The sequence below is a fragment of the Chryseolinea soli genome (assembly GCF_003589925.1).
In the GTDB taxonomy this organism is placed as follows: domain Bacteria; phylum Bacteroidota; class Bacteroidia; order Cytophagales; family Cyclobacteriaceae; genus Chryseolinea; species Chryseolinea soli.
Genome location: NZ_CP032382.1, coordinates 7,324,431 through 7,344,944 on the forward strand (window position 1 = coordinate 7,324,431; position 20,514 = coordinate 7,344,944).

The following is a 20,514-nucleotide window of genomic DNA, read 5'->3' on the forward strand; positions in this document are numbered from 1 at the left end:
AATTCTTAAACAATACTTTTGAGTGCGGCGTCAATTCACCGACCATTCTAAAATTCCGGAAGAATGTTCTTTGGGAAGGGTCACTTCCAATCGCAACGCTTTTGTTGTCACCGGTTCGAAGGACACTTCGGAGTACTGATCTTTCAGCACATCGTAGTTCTTTGTATTCTTCACGGGCAGCCATTGGTCGCCACTTTTATAAAGCAACTTCCACCCGGCAGGGATCCGGCAATCGCCAAAGGGGCTGTCGTCAAACCAATACACTTTGGCGGTGGCCACTGTTGACGATTTTTCAAAATCATATTGCACCCACTGCACGGTGTCTTTCATCGGCCACCAGTGGTAGTAGATAATGCTGTGATCGTTGGAGTTCTTCGGTTCCATCTGGTCGTTCAGAGCCGAGAGCATCCTGGAGTTGTGGGATGCGGAGATCACACTGCCCGACGCTACGGTAGGCGCTGGTGTAGGTTGGGCGGCGCCCGGTTGGTCGGGGATCCACACCACCATTTCGCCGGCGCCGCGGTGGGCCCAGGTGAAGTAGGGAATGAGCTCCACATCCACGTCTTTGACTTTGGTTTCGGTAGACGAAACGCGTGCCGCCGATTTGCCTTTTGCTTTCAACACATACATGCCTTTGAAGAAGCTTGAATCGTACACGGCACTCACGGTGGCATTGTCGGGGATCACGAGGTTCAGCACTTTCTTGTCGGCGTTGTCTGGCCACTCTGCGCAATAGACGAGCGGTCCGCGTTGGTATGCATAGCGGTCTTTATCGGCTTCGATTTTTTCATAGCCTTGAATTTTGCGGACCGGCATCGGCAGGTTCACGCGGATGACATCACCCTTTTTCCACTTCTTGTTTAAGACCACATAGCCTTTGTCCAGTTTGAATTCAACCGCTTTGCCATTGAGGGAGACGGTGGGTTGCTCCTTTGCCTTGTCGTGAAAAGCATACAAGTCGCCGGGGATGGGTTTGTCGATGGCCCACCCCGGGATGCGCACGCGAACGTCGAATGCCGCAGGCTTGGCGGGGGTCACTGAAATTTGCACGTCGCCTTGCCAGGGGTAATTCGTCTTCTGCTCGAGCTTTACCGGATTTTTGTCTACTGTAAAGTTGACCGTGCTCTCGCCATAGAGGTTTACATAGATCGACGGTCCTTTTTGAGCATAGAAATAGCCACCCACCGAAGGCACAAACCGCGTGACGTTGCTCGGGCAACACGCGCAGGCAAACCACGGGCTCCGCTGATGCTGGCCGTGCGACTCCAAGGGGTTGGGATAAAAGAAACGATCGCCCGTCAAGGACACACCCGACAAGAAGGCGTTGTACAAGGTCCGCTCCAACACGTCATAATATTTTGCATCGCCGTGGAGCAGGAACAGCCGGTAGTTCCAATACACATTGGCAATGGAAGCACAGGTCTCGTTGTAGGCCGACATGTTGGGAAGATCAAAGTCTCCGCCAAAAGCTTCGCCGTTGCCGGTGGAGCCGATGCCTCCCGTTACATAAATTTTCTTGGTCACGGCATTTTCCCAGATGTCGTCGATGGCCTTTATATACTGGGCATCCGAAGTCAGGGCAGCAATGTCCGCCATGCCGGCATACATGTAGGCCGCCCTCACGGCATGCCCTACGGCTTCGTGCTGGTCGACCACTTTCTTGTGGGCCTGGTTGTATTCATCTCCGCCGGGACCGCGCACGTCGAGGATGAACTTGCCGGTCTCCAGGTATTTTTTGTCGCCGGTCACTTTATACAATTTGGCCATGGCCAGCTCGATGATCTGGTGGCCGGAATAGGTGTGCAATTTGTCGGGGCCAAAATCGGCACACACACGGTCGGCGGCTTTGATGGCGATGTTGAGCAGCGTGCGCTTGCCCGTGGCATGATAGTGCGCCACGCCGGCTTCGATGAGGTGGCCGATGTTGTAGAGTTCGTGGCTGAGGATCTCTTCTTTTTCCCACCGCTTGGTGCCAGCCCATTCGTGGGCATTGGCGCCCATGATGGTGCGGTTCGTATAAATGTATCCGTCGGGTTCCTGGGCTTTGCCGATGATGTCGATCAGCGAATCGACCTTGGCTTCCAAGGCCGGGTCTTTAAAAATTTGAAGCGAGTAGCTGGCGCCTTCGATGATCTTGTACACATCGGTGTCGTCGAAGGTGAACTCCGTGCAGAACGTTCCCGTCTTCAGGCCGGCGGCGATCTCAAAGTTCTTTACCCTTCCGGTGGACTCACATTTCCCTAGCGTAAACGGAATGGTGACTTCGTGATTCGTTTTTATCCGCGGTGCCCAAAAGTTATCTTTCAGGTTCACGGCGTTAAAGAGCACGGGTTGTATGGGGTAATCGCCAGCCTGTAATTTTCCGGTTTGCGCTTTCACAGCAAACACGCTGGTCCAGCAACAGAAAAAAAAGGCGGCGCTTTTCGTCGTTATTTTCATGGCTATTTTTATACGTTTAATGGTGCCGCGTTGACGACCCGGTCACGATATCAAAACTAAGCCTAATATGCCTTTCCGTTTTGATTTATATTAACAACTACCGGTAGAATTTTAACTCTCTGAGGGTGCGAAAACCTCACTGTGCAGGATAGGCCATCTCCCACGCCGGTGGCTCGCGATTCAAAAGCGTCCGCACAAAAAAGTCGCGACGCTTGCGTTCGCCAAACTCGCCCCCTGCGGAATGCCCCATGCCTGGCACCGTGATCAACTCAAAGTCCTTCCCTGCTTTGATGAGGGCATTGGCCAATTGATAGGTGGAAGCGGGATCCACATTGTCGTCCAGCTCCCCTACGATCAGCAGGAGCTTGCCGCCCAGCTTGGGTGCGTTCACAATGTTGGAGCACTCCGCATACTGCGGACCGATGGGATAGCCCATCCACTGCTCGTTCCACCACATCTTATCCATCCGGTTATCGTGACATCCACACGAGGCCACCGCCGCTTTGTAGAACTCCGGGTGAAAAATGACTGCCCCGGCGGCACTCTGACCACCAGCCGATGTACCGAACGTTCCGACGTGATCGGTATCCACATAGTGGTACTTCTGCCCTACTGCCTTTATCCAGCCGATGCGGTCAGCGAACCCCGCGTCCTTGAGATTCTTCCAGCACACATCGTGAAAGGCCTTGGAGCGCCACGACGTGCCCATGCCGTCCACCTGCACGACGATGAAACCCAGTTCTGCCAAGGCATACAATCCGGTGTACCGTTCGGTGAAAGATTTTGGAACAAAAAAGCTATGCGGTCCCGCATAGACCATTTCAATGACGGGATACTTTTTGCTCTCGTCAAAAGTTGAAGGGCGGATGATGATCCCAAAAATATCGGTCTGGCCATCGCGCGCCTTGGCCGAGAAGACTTCAGGCATGCGCCACCCGGCGTTGAGCAATTCTTGTATGTTAGCTTTTTGAATCTCCATCACCGGCTTGCCGGTTGCCGTGGCAATGACCTGGCTTGCCGGTGGTAAGTCGACGCGCGAATAGTGATCGACAAAATAGGAATAGTCATCGGAGAAGAAGCCAACATGGTTGGCGTTCGAGGTGGTCAATCGTCTTAAACCGCTGCCGTCAAAATTCACGACGCAGTAATGGGTCAAATACGGGTCCTGGTCTTTGTCGAGGCCGGAGGCTTTGAAGATCACCTGGCGTTTGGCTTCATCGACGTAGACCACTTCGCGCACCACCCATTCGCCGGTGGTGATTGCATTGATCACCTTGCCGGAAGCCACATCATAGCGGTACAAGTGATTCCACCCGCTCCGTTCGGAAGCCCAGATCATTTGTGACCCATCGGAAAGATCGTAGCGATATCGCTTTCCGCTGTAATCGATAAAGGTCTTGCTTTTCTCTTCAACCACTACGCTCACCTTACCGGTAGGCGCGTCAACTTTTAAAACCCTGTAGGTTTGATGTCCTCTTTCGTTGTATTCAAACGTGAAGAAGCGGCTGTCCTTATTCCATCGCACATCCTCCAAGGCATATTGATGCGCGAACAAGCTGTCGGAAACCGGTATGTGCTTCTTCTCATCAATCAAAAAAAGTTGGGGTTGACGGTGGGGCAGTTCGTCGCCGGGTTTCAGATACTCGCGTTGCTGGAGCTTGGGTTGCAATTGATCGGCTGGGGAGGATTCGATCAAATACACGATGCGGGTTTGTCCGGGCTTTACTTTATAGGCTACCAGTTTTTTGCTGTCGGGAGCCCAGGTGATAAAGGAAGAATAAAAATTTCCGCCACTGCCGTCATAGCTGAGCTGCGCGATCTCTTTCGTTTTCCGGGATTGTATAAAAACATTGTAGTCTTTTATAAAAGCCACCCACAGGCTGTCGGAAGATTTTACCGGATGGCTTGCTCCTTCATTGAAAGCATTCCCCCAGTAGCCCTCATCGATTTTTTTATTCCGGATCACTTCTTCCACCGAGCATTGACACGATGGCAAGATGCATTTTATCCGCGCGCTGTCGATTGTGAACTTTACCGATTTATGGTCTTTTGAAAATTCGAGATCTTGAAGCGGAAGGTCTTGCGCAGGGACAGGCTTTTTCAGTTTTGCGGAAAGCGCTTTCGCCATACGGCCGTGATCAAACGCTTTTTGCTGCCCTTTTCTTTCGACATCGACCAGCATAAACTCCTTGGCGCCTTTGATCTCGTTTTTATACCAAAAGCTGTGATCGTTTTTTATCCAATAAAATTTATCGGGCGCGTTGAAGACTTTCCCTTTATAAAGAATTTTGCAGGAGTCGGCTCTCCGGTATTCCGGCAATGTACCTTGTCCCCGCAGTGAAAAGCAAAGGAGGAAGAGGGGTGCCCAAATAACAAAATGTTTCATAAACGCTTTTAGTTGAACCGCTCCGGATGGAACGCTGCGATGTCCATACTGGTCGGTTTTTCATCGACAAGTTCCGTTACCAATTTTCCCGTGGCGGGACCCAGGCTTACTCCCATCATGGAGTGCCCGGTGGCCACCACCAGGTTTTTAAAGCGGGTGGAGCGACCGATGTAAGGTAGTCCATCCGGAGAACATGGCCGCAAACCGTTCCAAACTTCTTTCACGTCCGGAACCTGGACTTTCATTTCGGGGTAGTACTTGGGAATGGTCTCCACAATTCCCTTCACGCGGTTCATGTTCACGCTGCGGTCTGTGCCATTGATCTCCATGGTGCCGCCGAAGCGAAGGTCATTTCCCATGGGGGTGACGGCTACGCGGCCTTCTAATAAAAGGGTTGGGATCTGGACCCCCTGGCCTCCCTTCACATTGAAGCTATAGCCTTTGCCCGATTGCATGGGAAGATCGATGCCCAGCTTCGAGCAGAAAAGACCGGACCATGCGCCGGTAGCCACGACATATTCATCAAAATGCCACGACTCGTCGTTTACGAAAATCTGCTCTATCCCGGATGAGCCGGTCACAAAATCTTCTACGGCATGATTCGCCAGAATAACTACACCATTTTTCTTGAGGTGTGCTACCAGGTTTGACACCAGCAGTTGAGGGATCAGATGCGCATCGCCTGGAAAATACACGCCGCCGCGCGCGGTCACTTTCAGGCCTGATTCCAGTTGCTGCACCTCTCCTGCGCTCAGCACATGCGCCTCCACACCATTTTGGTTGGCCATGTGTGCCGCTTCAATTTCTTCCTGTTCGGTCTCGGCCGTTTGGAAAAGCATGAGCAATCCTTTCTCCTGGTAGCCAAATTCAAAATCCTTTGCCATGGCCATGTTCCGGAACAACTGCTTGCTCAGGGTGCTGATCTCCTTGAGCAATGGCACCGACCGTTGCACGTGGCGCTCGTTGGCGTGGGCATAAAATTTTAGTCCCCATTTCAGGAGGTCGCCATTCAACCGCGGCCGCACGTAGAAAGGACTCTTGGCATTGAACATCCAACGGATACCTTTGGAGATCATCCCCGGCGCCGCCAGGGGAACAATATGGCTCGGCACCACCATGCCCGCGTTGCCGATGGAGCACGTGTCGTCGAGGTTTCCTTTGTCAAAAACCGTTACGCGATGTCCCGCGCGTTGAAGATAATATGCAGCACTCAACCCAATTATGCCACCACCAATGATTGCAATATTTTTCATGTCGTTAAATTAGATAGAGGATGCAAACCGTGACGCGGAAACGAGCGACTTTTTCCTGCATCACCGGAAAGCATCCTTGTAGATCAGATCACCTGGAAGCCGTGCGCATACGGATCGTTGTCGTCCATGATGATGGTGTTGTAACCCATCACCACCGCCCACCCCTCGATGCTGGGCACGATGGCGGGCTTGCTGTCGAGCGTGGTCTCCTCTTCCACCCGGCCGATAAACTTCGAACCGATGATGCTCTCGTGCACAAAGGGCTCACCCTTTCTAAGTTTTCCCTTGGCGTGCCACTGCGCCAGCCGCGCCGAGGTCCCCGTTCCGCAGGGAGAACGATCGATGGCCTTGTCACCGTAAAAGACCGCGTTGCGCGCCGTAGAGGAAGGGTCCATCACCGCGCCGGCCCAAAGAATATGGCTGCACCCGTTGATCGTCGGATTTTCGGGGTGCACAAAGGAATATTTTGCATTGATATTTTTTCTCAACTCACGACTCCAGCCAATGAGCTGCTCGGCGCGGAAGTGTTCCAGGCCGGGAAAGTTTTTTTGAACGTCGACAATGGCATAGAAATTTCCTCCGTACGATACGTCGACGGTCAGCTCTCCAAGATCGGGGCAAGTGGCCACGAGGTTCTCAGCCGCGAGGAATGATTTGATGTTGCGGATCTTTACCGAAGTTACTTTCTGGTCCTTCTGCGTGTACTCGATCCGTATGAGCCCGGCCGGCACTTCCACATTCAGCACACCGGGTTGCTTTGGCACCACCAGTCCTTCTTCGATCGCGATGGTCACCGTGCCGATGGTGCCGTGGCCGCACATGGGTAAACATCCGCTGGTTTCTATGAACAACACGGCTACATCGTTTTGCGGATCGCACGGGGGGTATAAAATGCTTCCGCTCATCATGTCGTGGCCACGGGGCTCGAACATGAGGCCCTTCCGGATCCAGTCGTATTCGCGGAGGAAGTGCTGTCGTTTTTCACTCATATTCTTTCCCTCCAATGAAGGTCCACCCCCGGCTACCAACCGGACGGGGTTACCACAGGTGTGGGCATCGATGCAAAAAAAAGTCTTCTTCATTTCGTAATAGAAATCAATTTACTACCATGACCTCCGAGAAGGTCCATTCGTTGTCAACACAGCGCAAGATCCGGAGCGGGTTTTCATTTTGCAGTTCCGGGGGCAACCACGATTCGGGTGCATTTTGAAAACTAAAGGGACGTGCGAACCGGTAAATGGCATCCGTTCCCACCGACGTAAACCGGGCGTCGGTGGTGGCCGGAAAGGGTCCTCCGTGATGCATCGCTTTACACACTTCCACTCCCGTGGGAACACCGTTAAAGATCATTCTTCCACACCGTTTTTGGAGTTCTTTGGCCAAGGCATCGTACGCTTGTATTTCGTTTGGGGTTCCAAAAAAAGAACCGGTCAACTGACCGGGTAAAACTTTCACTATTTCATCCAATTCTTTTGCGTTTTCGCTCATCACCACCAGCGAGAACGGTCCGAAGATTTCCTCCGACAAGTGGGGGTTGTTTATAAAATCCCTGGCGCTCACTATCGCCACCGTTGCAGCGCCAAAGCTGGCATCACCTGCTTCATCCACGGCGGCAAGAACAGAAACGCCGGGCTGCCCGAGGGCATTGTTTTTCAGGATCGAATAGTTTTTTGCTATTCCGGGGTGGAGCATCTTAGCAGGCACGCTAATCCGGATCTCGGCAGCAAACTCATCGAGGAATTTATCGAGGCCCTCCCCTTTCAAAGCAAGGATCAACCCGGGGTTGGTGCAGAACTGACCAACGCCTTGCAGCACCGAGGCCGCCAGAAGCTTTGGCAATTCTTTATGGGTTCGTATGCTTTCGGGCAGTAGAACAATAGGGTTCACGCTACCCATTTCGGCAAAGACCGGGATGGGCTCTGTGCGCTGGGCAGCCAATTCAAACAAGGCCATCCCACCCTGACGTGAACCGGTGAAAGCCACGCCCTTGGTGAGCGGGTGGCGCACCAGTTGCTGACCCACTTCTATACTGGAATCTTCAACGTGTTGAAAAACAAACGGCGGCATGCCACTTTCGATCATGGCCGTTTTTATCACTTCAGCAACTTTAGCCGAGGTACGCGGATGAGCCGGGTGACTTTTTACGATGACGGAACATCCCGCCGCGAGCGCCGAAGCCGTGTCTCCACCCGCCGTGGAAAACGCCAACGGAAAATTGCTGGCCCCGAACACGACGATGGGCCCGACCGGCACTAACATTTTGCGCAGGTCTGGCTTGGGCAATGGCTTGCGGGAAGCGTCCCCGTTGTCGATGGTGGCTTGCACCCAGTGGCCTGCGGAAATCAATTCCGCAAACGCCCGGAGCTGACCCGTGGTGCGACCAACCTCGCCCTGTACGCGCGCCCCGGGCAAATTGCTTTCTTCCTGTGCAAGCTTCACGATGGTCTCCGTGTCGGTTTGAATACCGTCGGCGATGGCGTGCAGGAAGGCGGCTCTTCTTTTTCCGTCAATATGCCGATACTGATCAAACGCCTGTGCGGCGTGAAGCATTATTTGATCAACCTGCCCGGGGTTCATCCTCATGCGCTTACCTTGGCGGTTGATCTTTGTCCGTTGCTGCGATTCAATACGGGGCGTTTTTTGAGGGCCTCGCGGATAATGCCCAGCACCTCCGTGCGTTCATCGCCCGAAAGGATCAGGCGGGGCGGGCGAACGATTTCCGTACCCAAGCCTACTTCCGCTTCTGCCAGTTTGATGTATTGCACCAGTTTGCTGAACGTGTCGAGCTCCAACAACGGCATAAACCAGCGATTGATCTCCACGGCCTCTTTGATCCGGCCTTCCATCACGAGGTTGTAGATGGCCACAGTTTCTTCGGGGAACGCACAAACCAATCCGGCTACCCAGCCCTTCGCGCCAACGACCAGGCTATCCAATGCCAGGGTATCCACACCGCTCATAATGCTGAACCGGTCGCCAAACTTGTTGATCATCCGCGTCACGTTCACGATGTCGCGGGTCGATTCTTTTACGGCGTCGATGTTCCTGGTGTCGACCAGGTCTTCGAACATGTCGAGGGTAACATCCACTTTATAGTCCACCGGGTTGTTGTAGATCATGATCTGGAGATCGGTGGCTTGCGCTACCGATTTGAAATAGGTGACGGTTTCCTTGTGATCGGATTTGTAGCGCATGGGCGGCAACAGCATGAGACCGCTGATCCCACTGCGTTGTGCCGCTTCGGCAATCTTGACGGCCTCGCGTGTGGCCCCTTCGGCGATGTTGAGCACCACAGGCACGCGGCCTTCTACTTTCTGAATAGTGAAATTCAAAAGGTCCACCTTCTCTGCCGGGGACAAGACGCTTGATTCTCCCAGTGTTCCACCGATGATTATCCCGTGTACACCCGCAGCCAATTGTGCCTCCAGGTTTTTCTCAAATGTTTTGAAGTCCAACTGGTCGTCTGCCGTAAATTTTGTGGTTACTGCAGGAAAAACTCCCTTCCATGTAATCATGATGAATCTGTTTTGTTATGATACAAATTTATGGCCCGCCGGTAGTGCCACGTGTACGTGAATTACCTTCTACTAATACGATTTATTCACATTTTGAATGCTTTAGCCCCTCCCACTGAATATTGGGTATTGCTTTCAGGGCTTTGCCTGGCTCGTCATTTTCACCCGCTGATCGTTGCGACGCAGCATCAGGAAATACACCGGTATGCCCAACAGGATGATGGCCAGGCCGGGAAGGGTGAAGTTGGTTTCAAAGATCAGGAGCAACAGCGCCAGGGCGATGGCGATGGCAATATAAAGGGCCGGAAGGATGGGGTAGCCAAAGGCTTTGTAGGGACGCTCGAGGTCGGGGCGGCTTTTGCGCAGCCGGAAGATCCCGAAAATGGTCAGTGCGTAAAATATCAGCACACCGAAGATGACCAGTGCCAGCAGCTCATTGTATTTTCCCGTCAAACACAAGGCCGAGGCCCAGACGGCCTGCATCCACAAGCTATTGGCGGGCACGCCTTGTTCGTTCAATTCTTTTGCCTGGGCAAAGAACAGGTTGTCCTTGGCCATGGTGTAGTAGACGCGGGCTCCCGACATGATCAGCCCATTGTTGCAGCCAAACGTGGAGATCATGATCATCACGGCGATGACGATCGTTCCCGACGCACCGAATATGCGCTCCGCAGCCACGACGCCGATGCGATCGCTCTTGGCAAAAGCAATGTCCTGCAGCGGCACCACGGCCAGGTACATGATATTGGCCAGTACATAAACCACGATCACGATCACCGTGCCCAGCACAAGACTTAACCCGATGTTGCGTTGAGGATTTTTCACTTCGCCGGCGATAAATGAAATGTTGTGCCACGAGTCGCAGGAAAACAACGAGCCTTTCATGGCGATGGCCACGGCTCCAAAGGCAGCGAGACCCGCCAGGGGGAGATGGCTTGCCATGTCACCGTCTTTTACCAGCGACGACAGCTTCCAGGCGTCCTGCCAGTTCGCGTCCCAAATCGCGGCGTCTGCTCCCCACCAAAATCCAAAACCAATGAGGCCCACCAGCGAGAGGATCTTGATGATCGTGAGGGATGTCTGCACAACCACACCGTTGCGAACGCCGCGGGTGTTGACAAACGTGAGCAAGAGAATGACACCGATGGACAGCAACTGTGACGCCGCCAAGTGAAACCCGCCCACGGTGAAAAGTATATGGTCTTCGCCCACGCCGGGCACCAGGTAGGACGTAAATTTGGCAAAGGCCACGCCCACCGCGGCGATCGTGCCGGTTTGGATGATGGTGAAAAATGTCCAGCCATATAGAAAGCCAACCAGTGGACTATAGGCCTCGCGCAGGTACACGTACATTCCCCCGGCTTTGGGAAACATGGCCGACAACTCGCCATAACTGACAGCGGCAATGATGGTGACCACGCCGGCCAGCACCCACATGCCCAGTAACAAACCCGCACTGCCCACGTTTCGCGCGATTTCGGCGCTCACAATAAAGATCCCCGACCCGATCATCGACCCAGCCACGACCATGGTTGCATCCAGCAATCCTACATTCCGTTTGAACTCACGCTGCGCTTCTGCCATAGGCCATATCCAGGGTTAGAATAGTTAGAATTAAAGATACGGCTCAAACCCGTCAGTTCCCATGTAAAAATTAACCTTACCTGATACGATTTTCACCACTTGGTAAAATGCGCCAGGATGCGCCCCGATAGTAGTCGTTTGAATTTTTACAAGAAAGATTTAGGTTTAGGCCGCATATTCTTTGCAGGAAGTAACCTCTAACGCCTTATCTCATGAACGCTCCAACCTTCTCTCCTGATGTTTATAAAAGCAGACGCGCCCTTCTGAAAAACAAGGTCGCGTCCGGCATTATTCTTTTGCCGGCCAATCTTCAGTCTCCCATTAACTATACCGACAACGCCTACGCTTTTCGTCAGGACAGCACGTTCCTGTATTACTTCGGCCTGGAGTTGGACGCGTTGGTGGGTGTGATCGATGTGGACAACGACCAGGAAATTCTTTTTGGAAACGACTCCACGGTGGACGATCTGGTATGGACCGGGCCGAAACCTACGGTACAGGAGTTGGCGTCACAAGTAGGTATAGGGGTTTCGAAGCCGCTGACTTCCCTGGCGACACTCCTATCAAAAGCCACCGCAGATAAAAGAACGATCCATTGGCTTGCCCCCTATCGTGCCGATGTCGCGATCAGGCTTTCCGAATGGCTGTCACTGCCTGTGCAGACCATTCAAAGTACGCCTTCAAAATCCCTCGTGAATGCCATCACCGAACAACGCATTCAAAAGAGTAAAGCCGAGATCGTTGAGTTGGAGAAAGCCGTGAGCGTGAGTGCCGATATGCATTTGATGGCCATACGCTCTGTTCAGGCCGGTATGTTCGAATATGAATTGCTGAGCTGTATCGAGGCCGTTGCCTATGCCAACAACTGCCGGACATCTTATCCTTCCATTGTTACGACCAACGGACAAACGCTTCACAACCATTTTTATGGTAACAAACTCCAGGAAGGAAAAATGGTGCTTTGCGATAGCGGCGCCGAACTTCCGTCGGGCTACTGTGGTGACTTGACGCGTACGTTTCCCATCGGCAAAAATTTCACACAGAAACAAAAAGAGGTTTATCAAATCGTGCTGAACGCCTTGACCGTGGCCGAGGGCCTGCTAAAACCGGGCGTGTTCTTTAAAGATATTCACCTCGCCGCCTGCCGGGAACTGACCAAAGGACTTCAACAACTTGGTCTCATGCGGGGCGACGTGGACGAATCTGTGAACGCCGGTGCTCACGCGTTGTTTTTTCAATGCGGTCTGGGTCACCTCATCGGGTTGGATGTGCACGATATGGAAAACCTCGGCGAGGATCATGTGGGGTATGGCCAGGAGGTGAGTCGAAATCCCGCTTTTGGGATCAAGAGTTTGCGACTAGCGAGAAGGTTGCAGGAAGGCTTCACGCTGACGGTGGAGCCTGGGCTTTATTTCATTCCCGAATTGATCGACATGTGGAGAGCTGAAAAGAAATTTGAGTCTTTCATCAACTATAGCGCGGCGGAAGCTTACAAAACTTTTGGCGGCATCCGGATAGAAGACAATCTCCTGGTGACCGCGGATGGTTCCCACTTGCTTGGTAAGCCTCTTGCTAAAACGATAAATGAAATAGAAGGGTTGAGAACCTAGGGAAGTCAAGGGGAGTGACAAAAAATTCAGTTTGAACCGCAAAGGCGCAAAGAGCGCAGAGGAGACGCGAAGCGCTTTGCGTTAACTTTGCGCTCTTTGCGCCTTTGCGGTTTAAGTTTCTTGGGGGAGAGCAAATAGGCTTCCAGTTGCTCTCTTAGATCTTTGCCACAACCCTACTCGAAGCAAACCTCAGTTTCTTGCTAAGCACAAAAACCGTGATCCCTGCGAAGCCGACGCCGATGGCCAGAAACAGGAACAGGTTGACCATCACCCCGGGATCTTGCTGGATTCTTTCGTTGCTCATGTTGCTGGTCAGCAAACCGGCCAGCAAATTTCCCAGCGCCAGCGACAGGAACCACACGCCCATGAGTTGGGCGGCGAATTTCTGGGGCGCCAATTTTTTTACGGCGCTCAGTCCTACGGGATACAAACAGATCTCTCCAAACGTGTTCAGCACATAGGTGACAATGAGCCACCCCGGAAGCGCCTTTTGCCCTTGCGCCACCACCAATGCTGCGCCCGTCATCACGAAAAAGCTGGCAGAGATAAATAACAATCCGAAGGAAAGTTTTACGGGGATGGCCGGATCAATATTCCGTTTCGACAGCCACAACCAAAGCCATGCAAAAAAGGGTGCAAAGATCAGCACGCCCACGGCCGGAACCGCCTGGAGCCAGGAGGCGGGCATCTCGAAGTTTCCAATGTGCAAGTCGGTGTAGCGCAAGGCAAATAGGTTTAGCGACGAACCTTGTTGCTCATAGCCCATGTAGAAAATGACCGACGTAGCAAAAAAACTCAGGATTGACAAAACACCGTTGCGTTCCTGTTTTGTGAGACGGGCCCCGAAGAGGAGATAACAAAAATAGACGATCGTGCATCCCACGATGATATACACAAATGCCTTGGCCAGCCAAATCGGGTCGATCACCAGAACTCTTGTCACCAATGCGATCACAAACAGGCCGACCAGCAACGTCGCTATACCAAGCCTGCGTGCATTCTTCTTTCGTTGTTCGCTCACGTCCCTGTCTGTTTCTATTGGTGCGGGAGGCAGGTATTTCTCGGACAATTTATATTGCACCAGCCCGATGAGCATGCCGGCGCCGGCCAGGGCAAAGCCATAGTGCCAGTTCACTTTTTCACCGAAGTAGCCCGTAATAAACGGCGCGACAAAGGCGCCGATGTTGATGCCCATGAAGAAAACAGAAAAACCCGAATCCCGTTTCGCGTTTTCCTCCTTAGCATAAAGTTCACCTACTAAACTGCTGATGTTGGGTTTCAGTAAACCCGTGCCGATGGCGATGAGCAACAAGCCCACAAAAAACGTTTCCATGTAGGGAAAAGCCATGAGCACGTGCCCCAGGCAAATGATGCATGCACCATAAAAGACGCTTCTGCGCAGGCCCCAAACGTTATCGGCGATCCAGCCGCCGGGCAAGGCCAGCATATACACCATCATGGTATAGATCCCATAGATCGCGCCTCCGGTTTCTTCGCTAAATCCGAGCCCGCCTTTTTCGGCGCTGGTGATCATGAACAGCATGAGCAGGGCGCGCATGCCGTAGTAGCTAAACCGTTCCCACATCTCGGTGAAGAACAGCGTGGCAAGTCCGCGGGGATGTCCGAAAAAAGTTGGATTCATCGTTGAGGCTGTTGAAAACGAAGCTAAGGTTTAATTCCGCCCGGTGCAATAAACAAATTTTATCCTCCCGTAATCAAATTTTGGCGTTTCATTTTTTTTATTCTTCTGCACTTCGTCCTTCTGATACGCAGATCAGGTAAGATAATACCACAATAAATTAAAAACGTACCATCTCCCTTTTTACTTAATGACCATCTTCCGGTGTTGAAGAAAATGTTGGACTATGGATATCAACAGTTATAAAAGCCATCGAAAAGTACTTGCTGCTGTCGATTGCATCATTTTTGGTTTTGATGGAAACCAGCTGAAAGCCCTTCTCATCAAGCGTGGCTTCGAGCCCCACAAAGGAAGGTGGTCGCTCATGGGAGGCTTTATCCACGACGACGAAGATGCCGACCGCGCGGCGGTGCGCGTCTTGAAAAAACTCACCGGAATGGACAATATTTACATGGAGCAGTTGCACACCTTTTCGCAGGTGGACCGCGACTCAGCCGGAAGAGTGATCTCCATTGCCTACTTTGCCCTCATCAACATCGCCGACTACAGCGAACAATTGCAAGCCGAACACGAGGCCAAATGGTTTGAGTTGAGTCAATTGCCCGAGCTTGTTTTTGATCACACGGTCATGGTGTTAAAAGCCCAGGAGTCCTTGCGGGAGAAAGTTGCCCGGCAGCCCATCGGGTTCGAGTTGTTGCCCAGCAAATTTACATTGCCACAGCTTCAGTCGTTATATGAAGCGATCTATGAGACGTCGCTGGATACGCGGAATTTCTCTAAGCGAATTCTGGCGCTTGGAGTGCTTAATAAACTGGATGAGAAGGAAAAGAAAAATTCGCGGCGGGGTGCGTTCTATTACGTATTCGATTCTATTAAATACAAAAGTCTCGAGACCAATGGTGTCCGGTTCATTTGAGGTGGGAGGCCTGCATCAGTTTTTACCGCCTCACCTTCGCTAAATGGAATTTGTTTACTCTCGAATTTAAAAAAAAGTAGAAGGGCTCGCATCGCAGCGAGCCCTTCTGTCTTTCATTGCGATCAGTAGCCCGGATTTTGACCGAGGTTGGTATTGGTTTCCCGCTGGGGTTGAGGGATCGGGAAAATGACGCGGTAGTCGCCGTTGGGTTTGTGGGTGAGCCACTTCTTCTTGGTGTACACCCCAAAGCGGATCAGGTCTTGTCTCCGGTGGTGTTCGCCGACAAACTCCCAGGCCAGTTCATCTAAAAATCGTCCGTTCACAATGTCGGCTCCGCCTTCGTATTCGGTGATGGCGCCATTCTCATAGTAACCATATTCGTAGGTGCTGCCCCCGGCCAATTGTGCGCCGGTGACCTCCGCTTTTTCCGGGGCACTTTTGAAAGCACGCTGTCTGACTTCCGTCACAATTTGCGCGGCATCGTCCTTCTGGCCTTTTCTCAGGAGACATTCCGCTTTGATCATCAGCGCGTCGGCGTAACGGTAGATCGGCACATCGTTGTCGGGATTGATGGTGAAACCGATCGGTATTTCGTATTTCACAAAACGATAGCCTTCGTTGTATTCCGCCGCGTCGACGCTGGTCATGTAGTTGATGTATTCGAATTGTTTGTCGCCGTCCATGATGGGTTCTCCGGAGGCTTTGTATTGCAAGCCGCCTTGCCAGCATTCTTTCATCCGGCTATCGTTCTTGTCATACGTATCTAAAAATTGGGGGATACCACAACTTCCTCCCCAGGGCTCAGGCATGTTATACGTAGCGGCACTCAACGGGTGAAGGGTCTTGAAAGGATAGTAGGTATTCATGTTGGCCGTGTATTCCTTGCTGTAAGGGATCGAAAATATCTCCTCCGGCGTGTTGGTGTTGTTCACCGCAAAATTGGCCGAGTAGCTCGACAACAAGGTGAACTGACCGCTGCCAATGATATCGTTCACCTGGGTCAACGCATCATCCCATCGCGCGGTGCCGACATATACCTCTGAATTCAGATACAATTTCGCGAGTGTCATCTTAGCCGCCCATCGCGTGACACGCCCGTAGGTTTTCTGGCTGTTCTCCTCGCTCAGGTAGGGCATGGTTTGAGTGAGTTCCTCTTCAATGAAATTGTATACCTCCTGGCCCGTGCTCTGTTCGGGCAGAAATCCTTTGGGCACATCAAACCTGGTGACGATGGGGACGTTCCTGAAATTATCCAGCAGCAGGTAGTAGTAGATGGCGCGCAAGGCCCTCAACTCGGCCAGCGTGTTTTCCTTGTTCTCGATCTCGCCTAAGGCTTCGATTTGAAACGCTGCTTTGTTGCAGGCGTTGATCCCAGCGTATGCACGCACCCATAAGTTATTGCCGTGTTCGATGGCCGGCCCCCAGGTGTGCTTGTGCATGTCGAGGTACAGGTCACCCCAGCCGATGCCCACGCGGAAAGGCGTAACGATCAAATCGGATGATTCTTCATAGATGTCAAAAAGACCGTTCCATCCCCAGTATACTTCGCGGAATTGGGCAAAGGCCGGCGCGATGATCGTGGTCAGGTCGTCGGCGGTCAGTTTTGTTTCGTCCGACGAAATGACGTCATACATATTTTCATCGAGGTTGGTACAGGAGAACAGGCCGATCGAAAACAATAGACCTGAGAGCAACCGTTTCATATTTGTTATTTTCATAATCCGTTCTTTAAAAATTTACATTCACACCAATGGTATAGGTTCTCACCGTAGGGAATTTGTCGCGGTTGTCTATGCCCTGCATCCGGATGTCGTTCCGGGTGATCTCGGGGTCGATCCCTTTATAGCCGGTGATCGTGGCGAGGTTGGAACCGGAAACATAGATCCTCAGTGCGCGCATAAACTTCACCTTCGAAACATCGACGTTGTAGCCCAGTGTAGCATTCTCCACTTTCACATAGTCGCCGTTCTCGATATAGTAGCTCACAAAAGCCTGGTTGAGATAGCCCAGTCTTCTCTTTCCATACACGTTGTCCATGGCGGAGCTGAGCACGTTGTAGTTGATGTTCGGGTTTTCATAGAACATCCGTTGCTGGTTCATGATCTGGTAGCCAAAGGCGCCGCTCAGCACGACACTCAAATCAAAATTCTTGTAGCGCATCGTGTTGATCCAGCCGGCGCGATATTTCGGTATGCCATTTCCCAACACCTGGCTGTTCTTGTCGGTAGCCATGGAGTTGCTGGTCATCGTTTGCCGGGTTCCGTCGGGCAGCTCGATCACCCACATACCATCGTCGGTGATGTCCACCGATTTCAATCCCCAGAAGTTGCCCAGGGGCTTGCCCGGCTCCAGGCGGTGCGATGCCATGGATATGGGTTCGCTGATGCCGTACTCATTGATATAGTCGCCTTCGATCTTGTAGAGATCATTCGACAGGCTCACGAGTTCATTTTTGTTATGGGAAAACGTTACGTTCGAATTCCACTCAAAGGCAGCGCTTTTCACCGGTGTGGTTTTGATGAGCACTTCAATACCCTTGTTCAGCATCTCGCCCACGTTGGCCAGCGTAGTGCTATACAAATTGGGTGGCTGCGGCACAGAATAATCCCAAAGCATGTCCTTGGTACGCTTGGAGTAGACATCGACGCTACCCGAGATCTTGTCTTTCAGGATGGCAAAGTCCAAACCGATGTTCAGCTCTCCCGACTTCTCCCAGCGAAGATCCGGGTTGGCATTGCTCGACGCCACGAGGCCATTGATCCACTTGCCATCATCCAACACGCTAACGCCTTCATAGGTCAGCAACGGTTTTGACAAATAGGAATCTCTCGGGATCACACCCGTCACGCCATAGCCGGCACGGATCTTCAAAAAGCTCACCACCGACGATCCTCTCAGGAAGTCTTCATTGCTGAGGGTCCAACCGCCGGAAACGGCAGGGAAGGTTCCCCATTTATTGTTCTGACCAAATTTAGACGAGCCCTCGCGACGCACGCTGGCAAGCAGGTTGAAACGATCGCCAAAACCATAGTTCACGCGACCGAAGAAACCGATCAACGTGTTGTCATTTTTATAGCTGTCCATGCGGGCTGTTCCGAGGCGCATCGCGTTTCCGGCCGACAGGTTGTTGTAGGAATAAGCGTTGGTAGGGAAATCAAAATTGTTTGCATATCCCCCCTGATTGACGTTGTACTGATAGCTGTAGCCTGCCAGCACCGCAAAGGAGTGCTGGTCGACTGTCTTCGAATATTTGGAGGTCAACTCCAGGTAGTTTGTCTTGATCTGATCGTCGCCGCGGGAGGCAAAACCATTTCTCCGGGGGCCTTTCACCGAGTTGTAGTGCTCCTTGGTTTCGGCATAGCCGCGGTAGTTGTTTCGTATTTCGGTGGCCAGCATCAAATTGGTTTGCCAGCCATCCACGAGTTCCAGTGTTGTGTTGGAGGTTAACCGGGTCCAGTTGTTGGTGATCTTACCCGAGGTTTCACGCACCAGGCCTACGGGGTTGATGTATTGCAAGCGATCGGTTTCGATCCATTTGCCTTCGTCGTCCTGCATGCTCAGCAAGGGGTTTCGAATCAACGCATTCCGGTAGATCAAGGCATTGAACGAACCTCCGTCGCCCAACGCACCGATGTCCTGTGCGCCTCTCAAAAGGTTGGCGCTCAGCTTCAGTTTGTCGTTGAACAGATATTGACTGACGTCCAGTGAAATTCTCAATTCCTTGTTGTACGATCCCTCGAACACACCATCCTGGCCGATATAATTAACACTGGCGGCATAGTTGGAATTGGCACCACCACCTTGCAGTGCCAAATTGTGACTTTGCATATAGGCTTTCCGGGTAATTTCACCCAACCAATCCGTGTCGGTCACCCCACCGTTGGCATTGGCTTCGCCCACAAAATCATTCCGGAAGGTGAACTCTTGGGCATATTTTTGATACTCGCTGGCCGTCAGGAAATCTGCTTTGCGGGCCATGGTGGATACGGCGGAGTAATGGGAATAGGTCAGCGTGGGCGTCTTTGCTTTGTCGCCGGACCGCGTGGTGATGAGGATCACGCCGTTGGCGCCCCGCGTTCCATAAATGGCCGCCGCCGAAGCATCTTTCAGCACGTCGATGGAGACGATATCCGAGGGCGACACCGTATTGAAATCGCCGGGCACACCGTTGATCAATATTAAAGGAGCAGCCGAACCCTGCAACGTGGCCACGCCCCGCAACGAAATGTTTGGCCCAGCGGATGGATCGCCCGAGCCGTTGGTGATGGTGAGGCCCGCTACTTTTCCCTTGATCAGTTCCGAAGCGTCGCGCATGGCCCCCGCCGTAAAGTCTTTCTCCTTTACGCTGGCCACGGCGCTGGTGACCTCTCCTTTCTTTTGTGTTCCATAGCCGATCACCACAACTTCCTGGAGCGATACCAGATCGGGCATCATCATCACTTCGACGTTCGTCTGTGTGCCCACCGTCACTTCTTCGGTGAGGTAGCCCACAAAGCTGAACATCAAAACCGACTCGGCGCTGGGCACGATCAGTTTGTAGTCTCCGTTGGCATCGGTGGTCGTGCCCTGGCTGGTTCCTTTCACCAGCACGTTGACTCCCGGCAAAGCTTCCTTGTCATTGGAGGTAACTTTCCCGGAAACCGAAATTTGCGCAAAAGCATGTTGACAGGATAACATCGCGAGGCACAAGGCCAATGTTATCATCACGTGTTTAGTTAAAATTTTTCTCATGTATAAGGGGGATTGAGATTTGAATATTTTGACAGGATGAAAGTAGACAAACACCCGACACGTGTTTTTCCATAAATTATCCTCATGTAATACAAATTTATCCACCTCGTGCCCGAAGGCTCGTGAAAACACCCTAGCGATCAACATGGAGGAGTTTGTAAGTGTCCGGCAACCGGCTAATGTGTGAGGGAATATGGGACGCATCTGTCCATCCTAATCCAGAGCTTTCAGCTAGAATTTTAACATTGTTGGGCTCGTAGTGTAGCAATCTCTTCGAAGGGTTTCTCCGCCTCACCTTTGCTAAAGCTACGACGGGCAAGTCGGCGAGCAAAGAAAGGCGCAAAGGACACAAAGAAGGCTCACCACCCTTGTTGGTGTTCTTCACCAACAAGAATAGCTTCAACTCGACTCGAAGCGAATAATACATTCCCCTTCCTCCAA

General features: G+C 52.2%; 12 protein-coding genes. 2 read left to right on the forward strand and 10 right to left on the reverse strand.

Translation table 11 applies throughout. From position 1 onward, the window contains the following. Positions 1-30 precede the first annotated feature (30 nt). The 7 genes from D4L85_RS30345 to D4L85_RS30375 form a co-directional block, all read right to left on the reverse strand. Entirely contained in the window at positions 31-2,439 is a 2,409-nt protein-coding gene (locus D4L85_RS30345; protein ID WP_119757879.1) for a glycoside hydrolase family 127 protein, read from the reverse strand. Between the two features lie 136 nt (positions 2,440-2,575). Beyond that, positions 2,576-4,825: a S9 family peptidase gene (locus tag D4L85_RS30350; protein WP_119757880.1), complete on the reverse strand. Its 2,250-nt coding sequence runs from the start codon at positions 4,823-4,825 to the stop codon at positions 2,576-2,578. Between the two features lie 8 nt (positions 4,826-4,833). After that, positions 4,834-6,078, reverse strand: a complete 1,245-nt coding sequence (locus D4L85_RS30355; RefSeq protein ID WP_119757881.1) for an NAD(P)/FAD-dependent oxidoreductase — start codon at positions 6,076-6,078, stop codon at positions 4,834-4,836. Between the two features lie 83 nt (positions 6,079-6,161). After that, positions 6,162-7,160 (reverse strand): 4-hydroxyproline epimerase, encoded by a 999-nt coding sequence (locus D4L85_RS30360; protein WP_119757882.1) that lies wholly within the window; start codon positions 7,158-7,160, stop codon positions 6,162-6,164. A 13-nt stretch (positions 7,161-7,173) separates the two neighbouring features. Then, on the reverse strand, positions 7,174-8,628 hold the full coding sequence (locus D4L85_RS30365; RefSeq protein WP_236849092.1) for an aldehyde dehydrogenase (NADP(+)): 1,455 nt from the start codon (positions 8,626-8,628) through the stop codon (positions 7,174-7,176). Between the two features lie 29 nt (positions 8,629-8,657). Continuing rightward, complete coding sequence (locus D4L85_RS30370; RefSeq protein WP_119759006.1) at positions 8,658-9,590, reverse strand: dihydrodipicolinate synthase family protein; 933 nt, start codon at positions 9,588-9,590, stop codon at positions 8,658-8,660. A gap of 138 nt (positions 9,591-9,728) precedes the next feature. Further along, positions 9,729-11,177, reverse strand: a complete 1,449-nt coding sequence (locus D4L85_RS30375; protein ID WP_119757884.1) for an APC family permease — start codon at positions 11,175-11,177, stop codon at positions 9,729-9,731. Between the two features lie 212 nt (positions 11,178-11,389). Here D4L85_RS30375 and D4L85_RS30380 point away from each other — a divergent pair, with 212 nt between their 5' ends. Continuing rightward, positions 11,390-12,787: an aminopeptidase P family protein gene (locus D4L85_RS30380; RefSeq protein ID WP_119757885.1), complete on the forward strand. Its 1,398-nt coding sequence runs from the start codon at positions 11,390-11,392 to the stop codon at positions 12,785-12,787. Between the two features lie 154 nt (positions 12,788-12,941). On the opposite strand, the gene D4L85_RS30385 is transcribed toward D4L85_RS30380, so the two are convergent. Next, positions 12,942-14,429, reverse strand: a complete 1,488-nt coding sequence (locus D4L85_RS30385) for a peptide MFS transporter (RefSeq protein ID WP_119757886.1) — start codon at positions 14,427-14,429, stop codon at positions 12,942-12,944. A 223-nt stretch (positions 14,430-14,652) separates the two neighbouring features. Between D4L85_RS30385 and D4L85_RS30390 the strand changes: the two genes are divergently transcribed. Next, on the forward strand, positions 14,653-15,342 hold the full coding sequence (locus D4L85_RS30390; RefSeq protein ID WP_119757887.1) for an NUDIX hydrolase: 690 nt from the start codon (positions 14,653-14,655) through the stop codon (positions 15,340-15,342). Between the two features lie 122 nt (positions 15,343-15,464). Here the strand turns inward: D4L85_RS30390 and D4L85_RS30395 are convergent, their stop codons facing one another. Both D4L85_RS30395 and D4L85_RS30400 read right to left on the reverse strand, forming a co-directional pair. Next, a complete protein-coding gene (locus D4L85_RS30395; protein ID WP_119757888.1) occupies positions 15,465-17,060 on the reverse strand; it encodes a RagB/SusD family nutrient uptake outer membrane protein in 1,596 nt (531 codons plus the stop codon). A gap of 10 nt (positions 17,061-17,070) precedes the next feature. After that, positions 17,071-20,073, reverse strand: coding sequence for a SusC/RagA family TonB-linked outer membrane protein (locus tag D4L85_RS30400; protein ID WP_160144099.1), 3,003 nt, complete (start codon positions 20,071-20,073; stop codon positions 17,071-17,073). Positions 20,074-20,514 lie beyond the last annotated feature (441 nt).